The sequence below is a fragment of the Peterkaempfera podocarpi genome (assembly GCF_042466665.1).
GTDB classification, from domain to species: domain Bacteria; phylum Actinomycetota; class Actinomycetes; order Streptomycetales; family Streptomycetaceae; genus Peterkaempfera; species Peterkaempfera podocarpi.
Map to the genome: position 1 here is coordinate 6,794,399 of NZ_CP162102.1, position 20,758 is coordinate 6,815,156.

The window sequence follows — 20,758 nt, forward strand, 5'->3', positions numbered from 1 at the left end:
CCTCGGCGGTGGGCGGCGCGGCGTCGCCCAGGCAGGTGGGAACGTCTGCGCCAGGGTCGCGCTGACGACTCGTCAGTACTCCTCGCCGAGGTCGGACGGATCGGTGTTGGCGCCGCACAGCACCACACCGACCCGCTCGCCCGGCTCGGGGCGGTACGCCCCGCAGCGGAGCGCCGCCAGGGCCGCCGCGCCGGCCGGCTCCACCGCCAGCCGCCGCCGCTCCCACAGCGCCCGCCGGGCGGCGGCGATCTCCGCGTCGGGCACCAGCACGCTCAGCACCTGGTGCCGGACCGCGATGTCATAGGCGATGGCCCCCAGACGCCGGGCTCCCAGCGAGTCGGCGGCGATCCCGGAGACGGGCACATCCACCGGTCCGCCTGCGGCCAGTGCGTCGCTGAGGGTGGGGATGGCCTCGGGCTCCACCGCGACCACCCGGGCCCGGCCGTCCACCGCGGCGGTGACCCCGGCCAGCATGCCGCCCCCGCCGACCGCGACCAGCACGGTGTCCAGGCCGCCCGGGCCTGCCTGGTCCAGCAGCTCCAGCGCCATCGTGCCCTGCCCCGCGCACACCTCGGGCTGGTCGTAGGCGTGGCAGAAGAGCGCCCCGGTCGACCCGGCGCGCTGCGCCGCGGCGGTGAAGGCCTCTGCGTACTCGTCGCCGTGCAGTCCCACCACCGCTCCGGTGGCCTTGAGCGCGGCCAGTTTCACCGGGGAGGCGGTGGTGGGTACAAAGATCTCGGCGGGGACCGCCAGCCGGGCGGCGGCATAGCCCACCGCAAGGCCGTGGTTGCCGCCGGACGCCGCGATCACCCCGGTGTCGGGCAGGGCCCCGGCCTCCCGGGCGGACAGCAGCCGGTTGAAGGCGCCGCGGGCCTTGAACGACCCGGAGTGCTGCAGCATCTCCAGCTTGAACAGCGACGGCCCCACCGGGGCGCCGGCGTCCTCGGGGTCCAGCTCCGCGACCGGCGTCCGCCGGACCCGGTCCCCGATACGGGCCGCTGCTTCTTCGACATCTGCGCGGGTCAGCATGGGGCCGACCCTACGCCTTGGGGACCGTGTGCCACGGGTGACCGGCGCGGCGTCCACCGGCCGTTCACCTGGGCGGCAACGGGGGCCCGGAGCGGGAGGGCGCCGCGCTCCGGCCGCGGTGCCGTCCCGCCCCGGGGGTCGGGATCACTTCAGCGGGACCGAGATCCAGGACGGATCGGCGGCGGGGGAGTCGAAGGTGAGCGTGCTCCCGGCCGTGTTGTGGGTGATGTACAGCGGGTCGACGGTGTCCACCACCAGTGCCAGCCGGTGTCCGGCCGGTATGTCGTAGGCGGTCGACTGGAGGGCGATGTCGGCTTCGAAGCGGGCGCCGGGTGTGCGGCCGAGGAAGGTGTACGGCGCCTGGCTGACCAGCCGCCCGATCCCCAGCGCGTCCACGTCGTAGAGGTAGGCGATCAGACTGCCCTGCCCGCTGCCGGGGACGACGCCCAGATGGGCCCGGACGCTGCCGCGGATCCGCTGCGCCGATCCGTAGAAGGCCGACTGCCAGACCGCGCTCACCGCACGCGGCAGCAGCGGCACCGAGACCAGCGGCGGGATCTTGAGGAACTGCTCGGCCAGATTGCTGAGGAAGATCACCCCGCCGTCGGCGCCGGAGTCCGCCCCGGTGGTGACCGGTGTCCGCCATCCCGTCCCGGCGCCCGCGCCGAGGCTGCCGGTGCCCAGCCAGTCGCGTGCGCCGAGGCCGAGCCTGACGCTGCTGCTGCTGACCGCCTGCCAGCTGGGGTAGTCCTCGTAGGAGTCCTGGAGCTGGGGTTCGATGTGCACGGGCTGTTCACGGTCGATGCCGTTGTCGGCGCCCATCAGATAGTGGTCCAGCCACCGGCGGGTGTCGGTCCAGACGTCGTTGGGAAGCCCCAGCAGCCCGGTGGCCTCGGCGGTGGCGTGGTCGCCCGGGCGCAGCTCCAGCCGCTTGGGCCCGGTCAGCCGCTCGAAGAAGTCGGTGAGCTGGTTGGGCGGGAAGATGGAGTCGCCCCAGGCGTTGGCCAGCATCACCGAGGCGCCGCCTGCGTTGATCCGGTCCAGGTAGGTGGCGGGGGAGCGGACCTTCGCCCAGGCCTTGACGGTGTCCTCGTTGGGCTGGTCGGAGCCGAAGAAGCTGATGAGCATCTGCTGGAGTTCGTCGCTGGGCCGGCCGGTGAGATAGCCGGCGAGGGTGAGCAGCCCCGCGGACTGCAGATGCTGGGTCTCGTCGCTGTACAGCGAGGCGACCAGGTCCGCCCAGCCGCTGAGCGCGGCGACGGTGCGGACCCGGGGGTCGAAGGCGGCGCCCAGCAGGCTGAGCCCGGCGCCGTAGGAGATGCCGGCCATGCCGATGCGCCCGGGGTCGGCGGCGGTGTTGGCCAGGGACCAGTCGATCACCTTGGAGATGTCGGCGACGTCCGGCGGTCCGGCGACCTCGATCTGTCCGCCGGAGCCCCAGAACCCGCGGGGGGTGTAGCTGACGACGACATAGCCTGCTGCGGCCAGCTGCTGGGCCTGTGCGAGGTACTCCAGGTCGTTGAGACTCCAGCTGGCCGGCATCACCACCAGGGGGTGGTGGGCGGCGCCGTCGGCGGGGGCGTAGACGTTGCCCTTGAGCACCACCCCGCCGGAGCCGGGGATGTCCACGAACCGCAGGACGGGGGCGGTGGCCGAAGCGGCCGCGGCGGGGGCGGCGGCCGAGGCGGGAGCGGCGAGCGCGAGCGGGCCGGCGGCGAGCATGGCGGCGGCAAGGGCGGTGGCTGTGGCGCGGCGTGCGAGCGGAGTGCTCATGCGGTGCTCCAGTCTGCCGATCCGCGTGCGCTGGGTGGGCGGCACGTCCGACCGGATGCGGCGACTGGAGATTAGCTTATGAGACTGTTTGTCAGTAACTGGTCGGTAGGTTACGGACCAGTAAAGGATTACTGAACAGTAGATCCCCGTGGCGGCCGCGGCTCAACCCTGCGGCAGTGCCTCGCCCTGGACCGCCTGGATGTCCAGCTCCACCCGCAGGGTCGCGCCGATCGCCGCGATACCGGCCTGCACGATCTGGTTCCAGTTCATGGCGAAGTCCTCCCGGCGCAGCTCCGCGGTGGCCCGGAAGGCCGCCCGCACCCCGCCCCACGGATCCGGGCCGGTCCCCAGATAGGCCAGGGCCAGATCCACCTGCCGGGTGACACCGGCCAGCGTCAGCTGCCCGTGGACGGTCCAGCGGTCCGGCCCGGCCGGGGTGAGGCCGCTGCCCCGGTAGGCGATCACCGGGTGCTGCTCGGCGTCCAGGAAGTCGGCGGAGCGCAGATGGTCGTCGCGCGTCGGGTTGCCGGTGTCCACCGAGGCCGCCTTGATCTCCGCGACCACCGAGGAGTCCTCGGTCCGCGGGGCGATCACGATCCGGGAGGCGAACTCCGCGAACCGCCCGTGCACGCTGGACAGCCCCAGGTGCTGCGCGGTCGCCGCGACCGCGGAGTGCGACGGGTCGACGGTCCAGACGCCCGGCGGCGGGAGCTCCGCGCCGCCCTGCCGCGCCAGCACCAGGGTGCCGAGCTCGGCGGCGCCCGAACCGGTGGCGATCGCGGTACGGGCGGCCGGCAGATAGCCGGCGGCGGTGACCACCACGGTGTACGCACCGGGGGCCAGCGGGCCCGTGGCGACGGCGCCGCCGCCGTCCGCCTCGGCCCGGGCGACCTGGCGTCCGGTGGCGTCGGTGACGGTGGCCACCGCATGGGGCACGGCCCAGCCGTCCCTTGTCACCAGCCGGCCGCGCAGGCCCTGCCGCCCGCTGCCGGCGGCAGCGACTGCCTCGGGGGCGCCGATCTGCATGTGCTCCTTCTTTCGTCGGGCGCGGTTCGCCCGCGCAGGAGGTTCGGGGGGCCGCCCGGCACCGGATGCCCTTCGGTGCCGGACGGCCTCTGCGGCCCGCCCTCACGGGGCGGGACGGCCGGACCGGTTGCCCCCCGGTCCGGAGACTTCGACCCGTCAGTCCTCGGGGTGGCCCAGCCAGAGGTCATGGGCGTCGGCTCCCGAGTCCGCCAGGGTCAGCCCGTCGGCCACCGGCGGATAGCCCGCGGCGAGCACGGTGTAGCGGCCACCGGTCAGATCGGTGAAGGCGTACTGGCCGTCGGCGAGGGTGGTCTGCACGGCCACCACGTTCCCGGCGGCGTCCAGCAGGGTCACCCGGGCGTCCGCGGCCGGACCGCCGCCCCGTACCCGCACCGTGCCGGCCACCCGGGCGCCGGGCTGCAGCACCACGTCCTGGACGGTCTGGCCGCTGCCCGCCACCTCCACCGGCACCGCTGCCGGGCGGTGGGCCACGGCGCTCACCGCGAGGGTGTACGCGCCCGCGGTCACCTCGCCGAAGGCGAAGGCCCCGGCGGAGTCGGTCCGCCCCGAGGCGACCACCTCGCCCCGCACATCGGCGACCACGACCATGGCGTCCCCGACGGGCAGGCCCTCCGCACCGATCACGGTCCCGGCCAGGCCGCCCGCCCCGGCGAGCACCAGGTCGAAGTCGACCGGCAGATCGCCGACCACCAGCGTCGCGGCATGCGGCTCGTGGTCACCGGCGGCGGCGATCAGCACAAAGGTGCCGCTGCCGGGGGTCGCCAGCGCATAGCCGCCGTCCGGCCGGGCCGTCGCCCGGGCCAGCTGGTGGCCGCCCACATCGATCAGAGTGAGCATCGCCGAGCCCACCGGGCTGCCGTCCGCCCGGCGCACCGAGCCGCGGATCAGGCCGCCGCTCGGCGCGACGGTGTCCGCCTCCTGGCCGCCGACCAGGCCGTCGGCCGCCATGGCGACCGCCGTGGGCTGCTCCTCACGCTGGGCGTGGCGCCCGTGCTCCGCCTCGGTCTCGGCCTGGGCGGGAGCCCCGCTGCGCAGCTGCTCGGTGTTCTGGGTGCGCAGCGGCACCTCCTTGATGAACAGGATGGCCAGCAGGGCGACCAGCGCGGTGGGCGCGGCATAGAGGAAGACATCGCCGATGCCGTGGCCGAAGGCGTCCTCCACCACGCTGCGCACCGGGGCGGGCAGCGCGGAGAGGTCGGGGATGGCGCCGTCGCTGGCGCTGCTGTGCACGCCCAGCTTCGCCAGACCGCTCGTGGTGTAGTCGGAGACCTGCCGGGCGAGGACCGCTCCCAGGGCGGAGACGCCCACGGCGCCGCCCAGGGTGCGGAAGAAGGAGACCACCGAGCTGGCCGCGCCGAGCTCCTGGGGACGGACCTGGTTCTGTACCGCGAGCACCAGGTTCTGCATGGTGGTGCCCAGGCCGACGCCGATCAGGAACATGTAGATCGCGGCGTACCCGTAGGTGGTGTCGTGGCGCAGGCCGCCCAGCAGGCCGTAGCCGGCGGTGAGCAGAACGGCACCGGAGACCAGGAACGCCTTCCAGCGGCCGGTGCGGCTGATGATCCGGCCGGCGATGGTGGAGGCGAGCGCAAGGCCCGCGATCATCGGCAGCGTCATCAGGCCCGCCTTGGTGGGCGAGTCGCCGCGGGCCAGCTGGAAGTACTGGCTGAGGAAGGTGGTGGCGCCGAACATGGCCACACCGACCATCAGGCTGGCCACCACGGCCAGGCTCATGGTGCTGTTGCGGAAGAGGTGCAGCGGGATGATCGGCTCGGCGGCCCTGGACTCCACCCACAGCACGATCAGGGCCAGTACCGCGGCGCCGCCCACCATGGCGCCGGTCTGCCAGGACAGCCAGTCGTACTTGGTGCCGGCGAAGGAGACCCAGACCAGCAGCAGCGACACCGAGGCGGTGATCAGCGTGGCGCCGGCCCAGTCGACCCTGACCTTCCGCCGGTGGGTCGGCAGGTGCAGGGTCTTCTGCAGCACGAACAGGGCGATCACGGCGAACGGCACACCGACGTAGAAGCACCAGCGCCAGCCCAGCCACGAGGTGTCGACGATCACGCCGCCGATCAGCGGGCCGCCGATGGTGGCCAGGGCGAAGACCGCTCCCAGGTAGCCGGAGTAGCGGCCGCGCTCACGCGGCGAGATCATCGCCGCCATGATCACCTGGGCCAGGGCGGTGAGACCGCCGGCGCCTATGCCCTGCACCACGCGGGCGCCGATCAGCATCCCGGAGTTCTGCGACAGACCGGCCACCGCCGAGCCCGCCACATAGATCACCAGGCCCAGCTGGACTAGGACCTTCTTGCTGGTCAGGTCGGCCAGCTTGCCCCAGATCGGGGTGGAGACGGTGGTCGCCAGCAGGGTCGAGGTGATGATCCAGGTGTAGGCGGTCTGGCTGGCACCCAGGTCTGCGGTGATCGTCGGCAGGGCGTTGGAGACAACGGTCGACGAGAGGATGGCGACGAACATGCCCAGCAGCAGACCGGAGAGCGCCTCCATGATCTGCCGGTGCGACATCGGTGCGGCCGCTGCGTCCTTGCCGGGGACGGCCTCCCGCACCCCGGCGGGTGCTGCGGTTTCCATCAAAGTCCTTTCGCTCCCGATGTGCTGCGGGAGGGGTTCGGGGTGCGCACGCGCCTGGTGTCGAAGCTCGTGCGGAGTCGGGCCAGCAGGGCGGTCAGCGCTGCGGCGTCCTCGTCGGGCCAGTCGGCCAGCGCCGTGCCCAGCAGGGTGCGGGCCTGGGCGAAGCGCTCCTGGGCGGCGCGCTCGCCCTCCGGGGTCAGCCGGGCGTACCAGGAGCGGCGGTCGTGGGGGTTGGGCCTGCGCTCCGCCCAGCCGCGGCTCTCCAGATCGGCGAGGTGGCGGCTGGCCACCGACATGTCGATCTCGAAGAGCTCGGCCAGGTCGCCGACCCGCAGTTCGCCGCAGCGGTGCAGGGTCGCCAGCAGGGCGAAGCCGCCGCGGGGGCTGCCGGGGCCGAGTTCGCGCTTGACGCACCTGATCACCGAGTCGATGCCGCTGAGCTGCAGAAGCAGTTCGCCGCAGCTGTCCTCAGAGATCACAGTCCGCCACCGTCCTCGTCTAGTTGCCTAAAGCAACGATAACTCGCTTGGTTGCCTGAGGCGACTTTTCACGTGTGAACGTGGTCACGTGCGCCCACAAGGCGCTGTTGTGCACCCGGGACGCCTGTGAAAGAACGGTCGGGACGTCGTCCCAGGAGGTACGCATGCGTGTCCTGAACCGCCGCCTCACCCCCTCCCTGACTCTGGCCGCCGCGCTGATCGCGACCCTCGCCACCGCCCCCGGCGCCGCCGCCCACCCGGCCGCGGACCCACCGCCCGCCAAGTCCCCCCAGGCCGTCGGCCGGGGCGGAGCGGTCGCCAGTGTGGACGCCGACGCCACCGCCGCCGGTATCGAGGTGCTGCGCCGCGGCGGCAACGCGGTGGACGCCGCAGTGGCCACCGCCGCCGCGCTGGGAGTCACCGAGCCGTACTCGGCCGGTATCGGAGGCGGCGGCTACTTCGTCTACTACAACGCCCGCACCCGCACCGTGCAGACGCTCGACGGACGCGAGACCGCACCGCACACCGCCGGCCAGGACCTCTTCCTGGAGAACGGCGCACCGCTCTCCTTCGCCGACGCCGTCACCAGCGGCCTCTCCGTCGGCACGCCCGGCACCGCCGCCACCTGGCAGCGGGCACTGGACCTGTGGGGCAGCAGATCACTGGGCGACGTACTGCAACCCGCCGAGCGGATCGCCGACCGGGGCTTCACCGTCGACCAGACCTTCCACGACCAGACCGCGGCCAACCAGGACCGCTTCCGCGACTTCCCCGCCACCCGGGCCCTCTTCCTGCCGGGCGGCGGCCTGCCCGCGGTCGGCTCGACCCTGCGCAACCCCGACCTCGCCGCCACCTACCGCGAACTCGGCCGCGAGGGCATCGGCGCCCTCTACCGCGGGGACATCGGCGCCGACATCGCCCGCACCGTCCAGCACCCCCAGGTCGACCCCGCGGCCACCCGGACCGTGCGGCCCGGCAAGCTCTCCCGGCAGGACCTGCGCGACTACGGCGTCCATCTCCAGGACCCCACCCACGTGGCCTACCGCGGCCTCGACGTCTACGGCATCGCGCCGTCCTCCTCCGGCGGCACCACCGTCGGCGAGGCCCTCAACATCCTCTCGGGCACCGACCTGGGGCGGCTGGACAGCACCCAGTACTACCACCGCTTCCTGGAGGCGTCCCGGATCGCCTTCGCCGACCGCAACCGCTGGGTCGGCGACCCGCGCTTCAGCGACGTGCCCACCCGGGAACTGCTCTCCCGCCGCTTCGCCGACTCCCGCGCCTGCCTGATCACCCCCGACCATGTGCTCACCAGCCCGCTGGCCCCCGGCGACCCCCGCCACCCGGCCGCCGGCTGTGCCACCGCGGGCAAGGGGGTCGCCGAGACCCACGAGGGCCCCAACACCACCCACCTCACGGTCGCCGACCGCTGGGGCAACGTGGTCTCCTACACCCTCACCATCGAGCAGACCGGCGGCAGCGCCATGACCGTGCCCGGCCGCGGCTTCCTGCTCAACAACGAGCTCACCGACTTCTCCTTCACCCCGGCCACCCCGGGCGTGCCCGACCCCAACCTGCCCGGTCCCGGCAAGCGGCCGCGCTCCTCGATCTCGCCGACCATCGTGCTGCGCGACGGCAGGCCCTTCTTCGCGGCCGGGTCCCCGGGCGGCGCCACCATCATCACCACCGTGCTCCAGGTGCTCCTCGGACGGATCGACCGCGGGCTCACCCTGGAGCAGGCGATCGCCGCCCCGCGCGCCAGCCAGCGCAACGCGGCGGCCACCGGTGCGGAGCCGGCCTTCCTGGCGCTGCCGGAGCGCGCCAAGCTCGAGGCGATCGGCCATGCCTTCACCGACGCCGGCGAGATCGGCGCGGCGACCGGGGTGGAGCTGCTGCCCGACGGCCGCTGGCTCGCGGCGGCCGAGCCGGTGCGCCGGGGCGGGGGAGCGGCCGCGGTGGTCCTGCCGTCGTCCCGGTGACCGGCCGGCAGCGGGCCGCTCGGCGGAAGCGGCTCACTGTCGGTGGCGGACGGTAGCTTTGGGTCGGGGCGCCCTCCGGGCCCCCGGCCCATCGTCCGTACCGTCCGGAAGGCCAGCCCGCCGTGACCGTCCGCATCGCCACCTGGAACATCAACTCCATCACCGCGCGGCTGCCCAGGTTCCTGGAGTGGCTGGAGGGCGCCAAGCCCGACGTGCTCTGCCTCCAGGAGCTCAAGTGCGCCACCGACGCCTTCCCGTACGACGCCGTCAAGGAGCTCGGCTATGAGGCCGCCGCCCACGGCACCGGCCGGTGGAACGGCGTCGCCGTCGTCTCCCGGATCGGCCTGGAGGACGTCGTCCACGGTCTCCCCGAGCAGCCCGGCTACCTCGCCGACGGCGCGATGATCGCCGAGGTCGAGCCCCGGGCGATCGCCGCGACCTGCGGGCCGGTCCGGGTCTGGTCGGTCTATGTGCCCAATGGCCGCGAGGTCGGCCACCCGCACTACACCTACAAGCTGGAGTGGCTGGCGGCGCTGCGGGCCGCGGTGCTGGAGGACGCGGCGGGCGGGCGGCCCTTCGCCGTGCTGGGCGACTTCAATGTCGCCCCCACCGATGCGGACGTCTGGGACCCCTCCCTCTTCGAGGGCTCCACCCATGTCACCCCCGCCGAGCGCCAGGCACTCGCCGAGCTGCGCTCGGCCGGGCTGGCGGATGTGATGCCGCGTCCACTGAAGTACGACCACCCGTACACCTACTGGGACTACCGGCAGCTGGCCTTCCCCAAGAACAACGGCATGCGGATCGACCTGGTCTACGGCAACCAGCCGTTCGTCGCCGCCGTCTCCGACTCCTATGTCGACCGCGAGGCGCGCAAGGGCAAGGGCACCTCCGACCACGCCCCGGTCGTCGTCGATCTCGACCTCTGAGCCGCTGTCCCGCAGGCTCTGCCCCGCCCCCTGGCGGGGCAGAGCCTGCGGATGATCCGCCTGCCCCCGGAGGCCGGGCGTATGCCGCCCGGCCGCCGGGCGCGCGTCAGAGCGCCTTGGGAGCCAGCCCCCGGTCGCGGAGCCAGGTCAGCTGCTCGCGCGGGGTTGCTCCGTAGCCTCCGCCGTGGTCGGCGAAGTGCCAGACGCGGATGTCCCGGTCGCCCTGGTAGCGGTGGTAGGCGGCAAAGACGGTGGACGGCGGGCAGATCGGGTCCATCAGGCCCACGCTGAAGAGGGCGGGTGCGGTCGCCCGGGCGGCGAAGTGCACCCCGTCGAAGTAGTTCAGCGTGTCAAAGGCGGTCTCCACATTGCCCTGGCTGTGCCAGCGCAGGTACTTGGCGATCTCGACATAGGGCCCCTCGGGGGCGACGTCGGTGCCCCGCCGGTAGTGGCAGAGGAACGGCACATCGATCAGTGCGCCCGCGACCAGGCCGCCGGTCAGGCCGGCCACCGCCAGGGCGAGCCCGCCGCCCTGGCTGCCGCCGCTGACCACGATCCGCTCCGGGTCGACCTGCGGCAGGGCGCGGGCGGCGTCCACGGCCCGCACACAGTCGGTCATCAGCCGGCGGTAGTAGTGGTGGTGCGGGTCCTCGATCCCGCGGGTCATAAAGCCCTCGACCCACTGGGTGCCCCGGCCCTCGTCCCGGTCCGGGGTGGCGTGGCCCTGACCGCGGCTGTCCACGACCAGGTGGGCGTAGCCCGCGGCGGGCAGCAGCAGATGGTCGGTGGGTCGGCCCCGGCCGCCGCTGTAGCCGATGTACTTCACCACGGTGGGCAGCGGTCCCTCGGAACCGCGCGGAAGTATCAGCCAGGCGGCGACCGGCTCCCCGTTCCAGCCGGGGAAGCGCACATCGTGCACCTCGAAGGCGGTCAGCAGATGGTCCTCGACCGGGGACACCGTCGGGCTGCCGCCGTGCGTCCGGGCCTGCTCCAGGGTCTGCGCCCAGAAGGCGTCGAAGTCGGCGGGGGCGGGGACCTCGGGGCGGTACTCGAGCAGTTTGTCGAGGGGGAGGTCGCTGAGAGGCATGGGGGCATCTCCTGGGGGTGGGGGAACGGATGCGCCGGGCAGCCCGCCGGCAGGGCGGGCTGCCCGGCCGACTGACGGGCCGGTCAGGGCTCAGGCTGCGCGCAGCTCCAGTACGCGCACCCCGTAGCCGGGAAGAGTCACCGACTCGACGGCGGTGCCGTCGAGTTCGTGCAGGGTGCCCTCGGCGACCGCGGGCTTGACGGTGATCTCCTCCTTGGCCTGGCTGACCAGCCACACAAAGGTGCGGCCGTCCTCGTGGACCAGCCGGTCGGTGCCCACCCGCGGGTCGGCGACCGTCACCGGCCGGCGCACCCCTGCGTGGGCGCCGAGGGCGTCGTACAGGGTGCTGGTGTCCTCCGGGTTGACCCGGGGGGTCACCGCCGCCATGTGCTCCAGCGGGTAGGTGGAGAACACCACGCTGCCCTCACCGACCTGACGCAGCAGCAGCGCCGGACGGCCGTGGCCGTCGACGGCCAGGACCTCCGCGCCGTCCGGGACGACCGGCAGGAAGACCCGGCTGCTGACGGTGCCGGCAGCCCGGAAGGACAGCCGGGCACCCTCGGGGAGATTACCGAACGCACGGGTGAAGGTGAAGGCCACCTCGTCGTCCTCGATCGGGTTGACCAGGCCGTACTCCAGCTGGTGGCGCACCCCGAAGAGCTCGTCCAGGTGGGCGTACCACGGGCCGCGCTGCTCGTCGTGGGCCCCGGGGCAGTACGAGACATAGACCGTGGCGCCGCCGCGGGCGAGCTCCTCCAGCCGGTACCAGGTGGGGGAGAGCAACTGCTTGGTGGAGGGCACCAGATAGAGGCGGGCGTCCTCGGCGAGGCCGTCGCTCTCCCGGGTCACGGCCGGGGCGAGGTCCGCGAGGCGGCCGGCCACCCAGGCCTGGCGGGCGGCGGTGTAGACATGGCTGCGGTCCTCCTCCCGGGTGAAGGGGTAGTGGGTGTCCAGGTAGGAGGAGACCACCAGGGCGGTGTCGCTGTCGGCGCGGCTGGTGCGGTCGAAGTCGACCTGCTTCAGCACCTCGGTGAAGTCCTTGAACTCCACCAGCTGCGGCTTGGCCCTGCCGTGCCGGTCGGTCAGGCCGAAGTGCAGTTCGAAGGCGTGGTGCAGATACGGCGGCTGGTGGATCAGGTCGTCGTAGTCGGTGTTGTTCCAGGCGATCCAGCCGGTGGCGCCGGCCAGCAGGGTGTTGTGCAGCACCTGGCGGTAGTAGTGGGCGGCGCCCGCGCCGTTCACAAAGTCGGAGGTGACGCCGAACTCCTCCAGCACCACCGGCTTGCCGAAGGTGCCGGACAGCTCGCAGACCCAGGCCGCGGCGTGGTGCTGCCGGACGGGGTCGTCCTCCATGCGGTAGACGTGCGGGCCGAGGAAGTCGCAGATCTCGGCGGAGTGCTTCACCGAGAAGCCGTTCTCATGGCCGGTGTTCTCCAGGCCCCAGGCACCGTCGCCGAGCGAGACCGGCTGGGTGCCGCCCGCGGCGCGCACGGCGTCCACGACGATCTGGGCCCAGGAGGAGACGGAGTCCCGGTCGCGGGTGGCGTCGCCGTAGATCGGCATCTCATTGGAGACCAGCCAGCCGGAGACCGCGGGGTGGTCCTTGAACCGGCGGACCATCTCGCCGGCGAACCAGGCCTGGCGGGCCACCATCCAGACGTCCGTGTACAGGTCGCGGCCGTTCCGCCAGGCGGGGTCCCAGTTCTCCCCGGACATGTGGCCGACGATGAAGGTGGGGATGGTCGTCATACCGAGCGCCTGGTGGCGGTCGAGGAAGTCGGCGAAGTGGGCGCACTTCTCCTCGTCGACGCTGTACGGCGTGGGCATGAAGTCCGGCCAGTAGTAGAAGGACCGGGTGACGTTCATGCCGTGGTCGCGCAGCGCCAGCAGCTCCTCCTCGATGACCTGGGGGTCGTAGGAGCGCCACATCAGCGGGCCACCGGTGCGGGACCAGTAGTTGGCGCCGAGCCAGGTGACCGGTGTTCCGGTGGCGGTCAGCCGGGCGGAGTTGCGCAGCATGGGCGGGTCCCCTTCGGACGGGTACGGGCGGGAAGGCGGCAGGCCGCGGTGCCTGGCGTGCGGCCGGGGTGGTGCCGGGTGGGGAGGGCGGTGGCCGGTACGCCGGATTCGGGCGTGCGGTGGGAGGAGGCTCCCGGGCCGGGGCGCAGGTGGTCGGCGACGCGGCACGGTGCGCCCCGTGGGCCACCGGAGGGCAGCAGCGGGCATCGGCATTCCGTACGGGCCCGTTGCGGACGGGCGGCCCCGCGGACAGCAGCTCGATGGAAGCACTGGACCGGTTTAGTGTCAACCCTCGGGACATAATTCAAGGCGCGGATATAAACCGGTTTACATCACGAAACCGCAACGACTGCGGCGACTGGTCAGTCGCGTGTCGCGGGGGCCTCTGCGGCCCCGGCGCCGGCCCCGGTGCCGGCCCGGGGGCCGGGCAGCCGCCGGGCCGGGCCGGTGGAGCCGCGCAGCACCAGCCGCGCGTCCTCGTCCTGCAGATGCGCCACCTGGCAGCCGGCGGCCGCGGCGCGCAGCAGCCGGGCGGCGTGGCCGCCGTGCGCGGCGACGTCCCTGCTCAGCGCGGTCACCGGCGGGTGCACCAGCTCGCAGAGCGCCGAGTCGCCCCAGGCGACGACGGAGACGTCGGCGGGCACCCGCAGGCCGAGCGACTGGGCCGCGGTCACCCCGGAGACGGCGGTCAGATCGCTGTCGAAGAGCAGCGCGGTCGGTGGATCCGCCCTGGTCAGCAGGGTGCGCGCGGCCGCAGCACCCTGCTCGGCGCTGTAGTCGGTCGCCACCGTGGTGCACTCCATGCCGAGCGCGGGGGCCAGCCTTGCGACGGCGTCCGAGCGGATGGCGGTGTGCCGCAGATGCGCGGGGCCGCAGACCCGGGCGATCCGCAGATGACCCAGACCGGCCAGATGCTCCAGGACGGTGCGCACCCCCACCGAGTCGTCGCTCCACACGGCGGGCAGCCGCCCGGTGCCGATGGGGGCGCCGATCACCACGGTGGGCATGCCGAGCTCCTCCAGCACCGCCACCCGGGCGTCCTCCGTCTGCATGTCCACCAGGAAGACCCCGTCCACCCGGCGCTGCGCCCACCATGTGCGGTAGGTGTCCAGCTCGGCCCGCTGGTCCTCGGCCACGGTGAACAGCAGCGGAGTGCCGTCGGCGGACAGCTCGGCCTGGATGCCGGAGATCAGCTGCATGAAGAAGGGTTCGAGCCCCAGGGTGCGGGCGGGCCGGTCGATGACCAGCCCGAAGACCCCGGCGCGGCCGTCCGAGAGCGCCCTGGCGGCGCTGTTGGGCTGCCAGCCGAGCTCGTCGGCGATGGCGAGGATCCTGCGTCTGGTGTGCTCGGAGACGCCGGGTCTGCCGTTCAGCGCGAAGGAGACGGCGGCTTTGGTGACACCTGCACGGCGGGCGATGTCCGCCATCGTCGGACGCTTCACATGGGGCTCCTCGAGGGGTGGCCGGTACGGCCGGGCGCGCTGCGACCTGGGATTTCCGGCTGATGACAAAACCGGTTCAGCGGTGCGATCGGTCGGGAGTGTAACGGCGGCCGGAGCGCGTGGCGAGGAATTGTTCTCCGGGCATTGACACGACGTTACGATCGCTCTAATTTTTCGGCCACGACACACCGCAGCCGCTCGTCTGGTCCGCGCTGCGGTGTCGTGTCCCTCCGGACGTTCGATGGACGGCCGGGGTGCGGCCGTCGACTGCACCGGCTCGATGGTGTGCGGACCCCGTCGAGCCGACTGCGCGCCACCCCGTGCGCGTGCGTCCAGTACCGCCCCTGCTCGACCTTTCGGCCCCGTCGGCCCCGGACAACGTTGTCAAGCACCTTTACCCGGTGCCGACCGCGGCTGCTCCCCGATGGCCCGCCCCACACCCGCCCACGATCAAGGGGAACCGATGAACGTCAAGAGACCGGCCGGCCGGCGTTTCCTCGCCGCCGGCGCCGTGCTGGCCCTGGCCATCTCCACCGCCGCCTGCAGCAGCGGCGGCGGTACCAAGGACAGTCCGGCCGCCACCGGTGTGCTCACCGTCTCCACCGGCTCCACCGGCAACTTCACCGAGAACTTCAACCCGTTCTCGCCGAACTGTCTGCAGGCCACCCACGGCATGATCTACGAGCCGCTGTTCCTCTACAACCAGTCCAAGGCGGGCGACGTCCAGCCCTGGCTCGGCAAGTCCTACGCGTGGGCGGACGACGGCAAGACCCTGAACATCAAGATCCGCACCGATGCCACCTGGAACGACGGCAAGCCCTTCACCAACAAGGATGTCGCCTTCACCTTCCAGCTGCAGCAGAAGACGGACTTCAACAGCTATGCGCTGCCGCTGACCTCCGTCACCACCAGCGGCGACGACGGCGTCACCCTGAAGTTCTCCCAGTCGGCGTACACCAAGGAGTACTTCATCCTGGGCAAGATCGACCAGATCCCCGAGCACGTCTGGTCGTCCATCCCCGACGCGCAGAAGAAGACGGTGCTCAACAAGAACCCGGTGGGCACCGGCGCCTGGAAGGTCAAGCAGGTCGCGGGCATGTCCATGGACCTGTCGGCCCGGACGGACTACTACTTCAAGGGCCTGCCCAAGGTCAAGACGCTCCGTTACCTGTCCTTCTCGGGCAACAACGGCGCCAACGCGGCCATCACCGCCGGCAAGACCGACTGGGCCGGCGGCTTCATCCCGGACATCGAGAAGAACTACCTGGCGAAGAACCCCAAGTTCGACCTGGTCAATGTGCCGCTCGCGGTCACCTTCTTCGTCCCCAACATCCGCAAGGGCCCCACCGCCGACGTCAATGTCCGCAAGGCCGTCAGCGCCGCCCTGGACCGCGACTTCATGTCCAAGACGGTCTACAACGGCCAGGCGGGACCGACCAACCCGATGGCCCTGCTGACGCCCAACTACCAGGCCGTGATGGACCCGTCGCTGGCGAGCACCGCCTTCGAGACCGGTACCGGCAAGGTCGACAGCTACCTCAAGGCGTCCGGCTACGCCAAGGGCGGCGACGGCATCTACGCCAAGGACGGCAAGAAGCTCAGCATCACCCTGGAGACGGTCTCCGGCTGGACCGACTACATCAGCATCGCCCAGATGGCCAAGCAGCAGCTGGCGAAGGCCGGCATCAACCTGGACGTGCGGGCCGAGGCCTATGCGCAGTGGGCGGCCAACCAGTCGTCCGGCAAGTTCGACATGCTGCTCAGCAACTACGGCTACACGCCGGTGCCGTACGCCTACTACGACCAGCTGCTCGACAGCCGGATCGCCCCCAAGGACGGCAAGAACAGCACGGTCGGCAACTACGGCGGCTACAGCAACCCCCAGGTCGACGCGGCGCTGGACGCCATCGCCACCACCCCCGACCTGGACAAGCAGAAGCCGGAGTTCTACAAGATCGAGCAGGCGTTCATCCAGGACATGCCGCTGATCCCGCTCTTCAACGCGCAGAACGAGGCGGAGTTCAACGCCAACAACGTCTCGGGCTACCCGACGGAGAAGAACCCCTACGCCGGCACGGCGATCTGGCTCGCGCCGGACAGCGGCTGGGTGGCGGCCCGCATCGAACCCGCGGCCGGAAACAACGCGAAGTAGCAGCCATGGCGCCGCCGGCCGGGACAGCACCCGCCCGGCGGCGTCCGGCCGCCGACCCAGGGCAAGGAGCGCCATGGCATGCGGTACATACTGAGAAAACTAGGGTTCTACGTGGTCGCCGCGTGGATCGCGGTCACCCTCAACTTCGCACTGCCCCGGCTGATCCCGGGCGACCCGGTGCAGCTGATCATGTCGCGGCAGTCGCAACTCGGGCCGGTGCCACCGGGCGAGGAGGAGGTACTGCGCCGGATGCTGGGCCTCGGCCACGGCAATATCCTCGGCCAGTACTGGGACTACCTGGTCTCCATCGTCCAGCTGAAGTTCGGGCTCTCGGTCACCTACTTCCCGACCCCGGTCACCACCATCCTGCGGTCCTCGGTGCTCTGGACCCTCGTCCTGGTCGGCATGGCCACCGTGATCAGCGTGCTGATCGGCATCAGCCTCGGCACCCTGGCGGGCTGGAAGCGCGGCACCTGGCTGGACTCCCTGGTGCCCTCCACCACCTTCCTGGCCGCCGTCCCCTACTTCTGGGTGGCGCTGCTGCTGATCTATCTGTTCACCCAGGTGTGGACGGTCTTCCCGGACCAGTTCAGCTATGACCCCGGCCTGACGATCGGCTGGAGCGGAGAGTTCGTCAGCTCCGCCGTACGGCACGCCATCCTGCCGGCCATCACCATCGTGCTCAGCTCGGTGGGCGGCTGGATGCTCGGTATGCGCAACATGATGGTCTCCACCCTCTCCGAGGACTACGTCTCGGCCGCCGAGGCCAAGGGCCTGCGGTCGCGCACGGTCATGCTCGGCTATGCGGCCCGCAACGCGGTGCTGCCCTCGGTCGCCGGATTCGCCATCTCACTGGGCTTCGTCATCAGCGGCTCCCTGGTGATGGAGATGGTCTTCTCCTACCAGGGCATCGGCTTCCAGCTGCTCCAGGCCGTGAGCAACAACGACTACCCGCTGATGCAGGCGATCTTCCTCGTCATCACCTTCGCCGTGCTCTCCGCCAACTTCCTGGTGGACGTCCTGTACGGCTTCATCGATCCGCGAACGAGGCTGGCCCGATGACCACCGCTGACATCACCTCCGCGGCCGGTCCGGCCGCGCTGCCGCCCAGCCCCTCCGGCGGGCCGTCCGGCGGGCTGTCCGCCAGGGCCACCGCCGCCTGGCGCGCCGTCCGCCGCTCCCGCAGGCTCTCCGTCGGCCTGGCGCTGATCGGGCTGTTCGTGCTGCTGGCCGTCGTCGGCCCGCTCTTCGCCGACGACCCCAACGGCTTCAGCCTGGACCTGTCCCAGCCCCCGTCCGGCTCCCACTGGCTGGGCACCACCCAGACCGGGCAGGACGTCTTCGACCAGCTGATGGTCTCCACCCGGCTGTCGCTGACCATCGGTGCCGGCGCGGCCCTGCTGGCCACCGTCATCTCGGTGGTCATCGGCATCGGCGGCGGCTTCCTCGGCGGCTGGTCCGACGAGACGCTCTCGCTGCTCAGCAATGTCTTCCTGGTGATCCCCGGTCTGCCGCTGGTGATCGTCATCTCCTCGTACTCCAAGGGCGGCAGCCTCACCGCGACCATCCTGGTGATCGCCATCACCAGCTGGGCCGCCTCCGCCCGGGTGCTGCGCGCCCAGACCCTCTCGCTGCGCACCCGCGACTATGTGCTGGCCGCCCGCCTCTACGGGGAGAAGCGCTGGCGGATCGTGCTGGTGGAGATCCTGCCCAACGAGGCGGCGATCATCGTCTCCCAGTTCATCTTCGCGGTCATCTTCGCCATCCTCACCCAGGCCGGACTCGCCTTCCTGGGCCTGCAGAACCCCGCCGACCTGACCTGGGGCAACATGCTGTACTTCGCCCAGAACGCGGAGGCGCTCTCCAGCGGCACCTGGTGGTGGTTCGTCCCGCCGGGCCTGTGCATCGCCGTCTTCGGCGCCGCCATGTCGCTGATCAGCTTCGGCCTGGACGAGGTGCTCGACCCCAGGCTCCGGGTGTACCGCCCCGGCAAGCAGAAGCGCAGCAAGCAGCAGCCCACCCAGGGAGAGGAGGCGGCCCGGTGAACGCCCCCGCCACCGGCCTGACCGGCCCCGCCGAGCCCGCCGCCGACCCCGCCCGGGACGTGGTGCTGCGGGCCCGGGACATCCGTGTCGAGTACGACGGCGAGCGCCCCACCCGGGCGGTGCGCGGCGTCAGCTTCGAACTGCGCCGCGGCGAGGTGCTGGGCATCGCCGGCGAGAGCGGCTGCGGCAAGTCCACCCTCGCCTACGCCGTGACCCGGATGCTCAAGCCCCCCGCCCGGATGACCGGCGGCAGCCTCACCTTCCGCACCCGGGAGGGCGAGGAGATCGACCTGCTGTCGCTGGACGAGGAGGGCCTGCGGTCCTTCCGCTGGACCCGGCTCTCCATGGTCTTCCAGAGCGCCATGAACGCCCTCAACCCGGTCACCACCATCGGCAGGCAGTTCGGCGACATCTTCCGCGCCCACCGCCCGGAGATGGAGAAGGAGGAGCGGGTCAGGCGCACCCGCGACCTGCTGGAGATGGTCGGCATCGACGCCGAGCGCATCAACGGCTACCCGCACGAACTCTCCGGCGGTATGCGGCAGCGCGTGGTCATCGCCATGGCCCTCGCCCTGGAACCCGAGGTCGTCATCATGGACGAGCCCACCACCGCGCTCGACGTGGTGGTGCAGCGGGAGATCCTCGACGAGGTCGAGCGGCTCCGCGAGGAGCTGGGCTTCAGCGTCATCTTCATCACCCACGACCTGGGCCTGCTGCTGGAGATCAGCGACCGGCTGGCGGTGATGTACGCCGGGGAGATCATCGAGTACGCACCGGCCGAGGAGCTCGCCACCCAGGCCGCCCACCCCTACACCCAGGGCCTGCTGCGCTCCTTCCCCGACCTCACCGGCGTCCGCCGGGAACTGCGCGGCATCCCCGGCTCCCCGCCCGACCTGCGGACCGAGCCGCCGGGCTGCGCCTTCGCCGACCGCTGCGAGCAGGCCTTCGACGTATGCCGCAGCATCGCCCCCCGGCTGCTGGAACTGGACCGCCGGGAGCCGGGCCGCCCGGCCGGGCGCTGGACGGCCGCCTGCCACCTCAACGACCCCGACCACCGCCCCGCGGCCGGTGCACCCACGACCGAAGGACGGCAGTCGTGACCGCTCTCGAAGTCCAGAACCTCAGCGTGGACTACGCCCAGGCCCACGGCCGTCCCTTCCGCGCCGTGCACAACCTCTCCTTCTCCCTGGAGGCCGGCCGGACCCTGGCCCTGGTGGGGGAGAGCGGCAGCGGCAAGTCCAGCGTGCTCAAGGCGCTCTCCCGGCTGGTCAGGCCCGCCGAGGGCCGGATCCTGCTGGGCGGCCGGGACGACGTCCGGGGCCGGGAGTACCGGCGGGCCGTACAGATGGTCTTCCAGGACCCCTTCGCCTCCCTCAACCCCTCCCACACCATCGACCACCATCTGCGCCGCCCGCTGCTGGCCACCGGCCGGGCCCGCCGGGGTGCCCCGGCCGACCAGGCCGTCACCGAGCTGCTCGGGCAGGTCAACCTGACCCCGGCGGCCGATGTCGCCCGCAAGCGCCCCCATGAGCTCTCCGGCGGCCAGCGGCAGCGGGTCGCCATCGCCCGCGCGCTCGCCCCGCAGCCCGATGTGCTGCTCGCCGACGAGCCGGTCTCCATGCTGGACGTCTCCATCCGGCTGGAGATCCTCAACCTGCTGGACCGCCTCAAGCGGGAGCGCGATCTCGCCCTGCTCTATGTCACCCACGACCTGGCGACCGCCAGGCACTTCTCCTCCGAGATCATGGTGATGTACCGCGGCGAGGTGGTGGAGCGCGGCCCGAGCGACGAGGTGATCCTCTCCCCGAAGCACCCCTACACCCAGCTGCTCGCCGCGGCCGCCCCCAGCACCGGGGCGACCCGGGAGCAGGTCCGCGAGGCCCGGCAGGTGCGGCTGGCCGCCCGCGCGCAGCGTGACGCGGAGCGCCGCGAGATCGTGGTCGGCGACGGGTGCCGGTTCCGGCCCCGCTGCCCGTTCGCCATGGACAGCTGCGTCCAGCGGCCCCCGGAGGCGCAGATCAGCCCCGCGGCCGACGGCGGCACCGGCCATCGCGCCCTGTGCTGGCTGTACGCGGAGGGTGCGGAGAGGGCCTCGGCGGTCACCGTCCCGCAGCAGAAGTCGGCTCCCTGACCGCCGGCGTCCCCCGTCCCCGTTCGCCTTCACCGCTCGTCGTCCCGCCCCCCGCCT

General features: G+C 72.1%; 15 protein-coding genes. 7 read left to right on the forward strand and 8 right to left on the reverse strand.

What is annotated here, in order from left to right:
• Positions 1-72: 72 nt before the first annotated feature.
• From AB0761_RS29940 to AB0761_RS29960, 5 genes are all read right to left on the reverse strand, one after another.
• Complete coding sequence (locus tag AB0761_RS29940) at positions 73-1,029, reverse strand: threonine/serine dehydratase (RefSeq protein WP_377272261.1); 957 nt, start codon at positions 1,027-1,029, stop codon at positions 73-75.
• A gap of 144 nt (positions 1,030-1,173) precedes the next feature.
• Positions 1,174-2,802: a CocE/NonD family hydrolase gene (locus tag AB0761_RS29945; protein ID WP_377272262.1), complete on the reverse strand. Its 1,629-nt coding sequence runs from the start codon at positions 2,800-2,802 to the stop codon at positions 1,174-1,176.
• A 162-nt stretch (positions 2,803-2,964) separates the two neighbouring features.
• Positions 2,965-3,828, reverse strand: a complete 864-nt coding sequence (locus AB0761_RS29950) for a YceI family protein (RefSeq protein ID WP_377272263.1) — start codon at positions 3,826-3,828, stop codon at positions 2,965-2,967.
• Between the two features lie 156 nt (positions 3,829-3,984).
• Positions 3,985-6,441, reverse strand: coding sequence for an MFS transporter (locus tag AB0761_RS29955; protein ID WP_377272264.1), 2,457 nt, complete (start codon positions 6,439-6,441; stop codon positions 3,985-3,987).
• The gene (locus tag AB0761_RS29960) at positions 6,441-6,920 is read right to left on the reverse strand and encodes a MarR family winged helix-turn-helix transcriptional regulator (protein ID WP_377272265.1); all 480 of its coding nucleotides are present in this window, start codon (positions 6,918-6,920) and stop codon (positions 6,441-6,443) included. The genes AB0761_RS29955 and AB0761_RS29960 overlap by 1 nt, the downstream gene beginning before the upstream one ends.
• Before the next feature lie 164 nt (positions 6,921-7,084).
• Between AB0761_RS29960 and ggt the strand changes: the two genes are divergently transcribed.
• Entirely contained in the window at positions 7,085-8,899 is a 1,815-nt protein-coding gene (gene ggt, locus AB0761_RS29965; protein ID WP_377272266.1) for a gamma-glutamyltransferase, read from the forward strand.
• A 122-nt stretch (positions 8,900-9,021) separates the two neighbouring features.
• Positions 9,022-9,825, forward strand: a complete 804-nt coding sequence (locus AB0761_RS29970) for an exodeoxyribonuclease III (RefSeq protein WP_377272267.1) — start codon at positions 9,022-9,024, stop codon at positions 9,823-9,825.
• A 106-nt stretch (positions 9,826-9,931) separates the two neighbouring features.
• On the opposite strand, the gene AB0761_RS29975 is transcribed toward AB0761_RS29970, so the two are convergent.
• The 3 genes from AB0761_RS29975 to AB0761_RS29985 form a co-directional block, all read right to left on the reverse strand.
• Positions 9,932-10,912, reverse strand: coding sequence for an acetylxylan esterase (locus tag AB0761_RS29975; protein WP_377272269.1), 981 nt, complete (start codon positions 10,910-10,912; stop codon positions 9,932-9,934).
• A gap of 90 nt (positions 10,913-11,002) precedes the next feature.
• Positions 11,003-12,931, reverse strand: coding sequence for a cellulase family glycosylhydrolase (locus AB0761_RS29980; RefSeq protein ID WP_377272270.1), 1,929 nt, complete (start codon positions 12,929-12,931; stop codon positions 11,003-11,005).
• A 362-nt stretch (positions 12,932-13,293) separates the two neighbouring features.
• Complete coding sequence (locus AB0761_RS29985; RefSeq protein WP_377272271.1) at positions 13,294-14,373, reverse strand: LacI family DNA-binding transcriptional regulator; 1,080 nt, start codon at positions 14,371-14,373, stop codon at positions 13,294-13,296.
• Between the two features lie 463 nt (positions 14,374-14,836).
• Between AB0761_RS29985 and AB0761_RS29990 the strand changes: the two genes are divergently transcribed.
• The 5 genes from AB0761_RS29990 (at position 14,837) to AB0761_RS30010 (ending at position 20,701) form a co-directional block, all read left to right on the forward strand.
• Complete coding sequence (locus AB0761_RS29990) at positions 14,837-16,525, forward strand: ABC transporter substrate-binding protein (protein WP_377272272.1); 1,689 nt, start codon at positions 14,837-14,839, stop codon at positions 16,523-16,525.
• Positions 16,526-16,603: 78 nt separating this feature from the next.
• Positions 16,604-17,587, forward strand: coding sequence for an ABC transporter permease (locus tag AB0761_RS29995; RefSeq protein ID WP_377272273.1), 984 nt, complete (start codon positions 16,604-16,606; stop codon positions 17,585-17,587).
• Complete coding sequence (locus AB0761_RS30000; RefSeq protein WP_377272274.1) at positions 17,584-18,570, forward strand: ABC transporter permease; 987 nt, start codon at positions 17,584-17,586, stop codon at positions 18,568-18,570. Before AB0761_RS29995 ends, AB0761_RS30000 begins: the two co-directional genes overlap by 4 nt.
• A 59-nt stretch (positions 18,571-18,629) precedes the next feature.
• Positions 18,630-19,670 (forward strand): ABC transporter ATP-binding protein, encoded by a 1,041-nt coding sequence (locus AB0761_RS30005; RefSeq protein WP_377274393.1) that lies wholly within the window; start codon positions 18,630-18,632, stop codon positions 19,668-19,670.
• Positions 19,667-20,701, forward strand: a complete 1,035-nt coding sequence (locus AB0761_RS30010; protein WP_377272275.1) for an ABC transporter ATP-binding protein — start codon at positions 19,667-19,669, stop codon at positions 20,699-20,701. Before AB0761_RS30005 ends, AB0761_RS30010 begins: the two co-directional genes overlap by 4 nt.
• The last annotated feature ends 57 nt before the right edge of the window (positions 20,702-20,758 follow it).